The sequence below is a fragment of the Oleiphilus sp. HI0043 genome (genome assembly GCF_001634935.1).
Genome location: NZ_LWEY01001510.1, coordinates 1 through 993, shown reverse-complemented (window position 1 = coordinate 993; position 993 = coordinate 1). Strand labels below are relative to the sequence as shown.

Here is a 993-nt window from a genome sequence, read left to right as displayed (position 1 = left end):
TGTACCAGGGCGTTTAGCCCCTTCACTACGAGCGTAGGCCAGCATGCCCAGAGTGGCATTGGTTTGAGATGTAAGCCGAGCTTTATCAATCGTCTCTTGTATGCTTGGTGCACCCATTGCCAATAGGATGCCTAAGACGACGATGGTAATCATCAACTCGACTAGCGTAAAGCCCGCCATCAGCCGTTTATTTAACGGCGAACGCGGATTTGTAATTGGGGGTATATGTTTTTTCATAATGTCATTAAACAGTTGAGGAGCAGAACTAACAAGCTCAAAGAGACAAGTGGTCGATAGTAATGATAGACGGTAATTCCGGAATTGAAATTGTGCGTTACATCTAATTTTCGGGCTGCTTAAAGCGCCTGAATTTATTGCAAGATATAGTCTTTTACGTCTACACCGTGAGTACCATTCGTAATGCCTTCCTTAATAGCATAGGGTTTACCATGCTTGTCTATCGGGTCTTTAATCAGATTAATTACGTAGGAAGAGCGGAATTTTTTATCGGCTGTCATGACCAGTTCAACTTTAGGGCGCAGACGAGAGTCAGCGTTCGCTGATACGACGATGCCTACTTCACCGTTGGTCATTTCGACCAAAGTACCCGGAGGGTAAATGCCTACCATACGAATAAACGCTTCAACCAGCTCGGAGTCGAAGTGCTTGTCTCGTTCGGCGTAGAGAATTTTTAAAGCATCAAAGGCTGGTGAGCCGTCTTTGTATGAACGGGTACTTGTGATTGCATCATAAACATCGACAATTGATACCATGCGTACAAACTGATGGAGGTAAGCTGCACTTAGTTTTTCTGGGTAGCCCTTGCCGTCGATACGTTCGTGATGAAAGTGTGCTGTATCCTTAATTAGTTTGTTGACGCCTTGTTGTTCGTCTAATAGTTCTTTGCCATACACCGAGTGCTGTTTCATTATGTCATATTCGATGCGTGTTAGACGGCCTGGTTTGTTCAATATGTCGTCTGGTATTTTAGTT

At 44.2% G+C, this 993-nt stretch carries 2 protein-coding genes; both read right to left on the bottom strand.

The features are described from left to right. Window positions 1-237 (bottom strand): Tfp pilus assembly protein FimT/FimU (locus A3729_RS21790; protein WP_156498072.1); only part of this gene is annotated, 237 nt, incomplete at its 3' end. A gap of 134 nt (window positions 238-371) precedes the next feature. After that, window positions 372-993, bottom strand: a 622-nt coding sequence (locus A3729_RS21785; RefSeq protein WP_156498071.1) for an HD-GYP domain-containing protein, incomplete at its 5' end; no start/stop codon positions are given.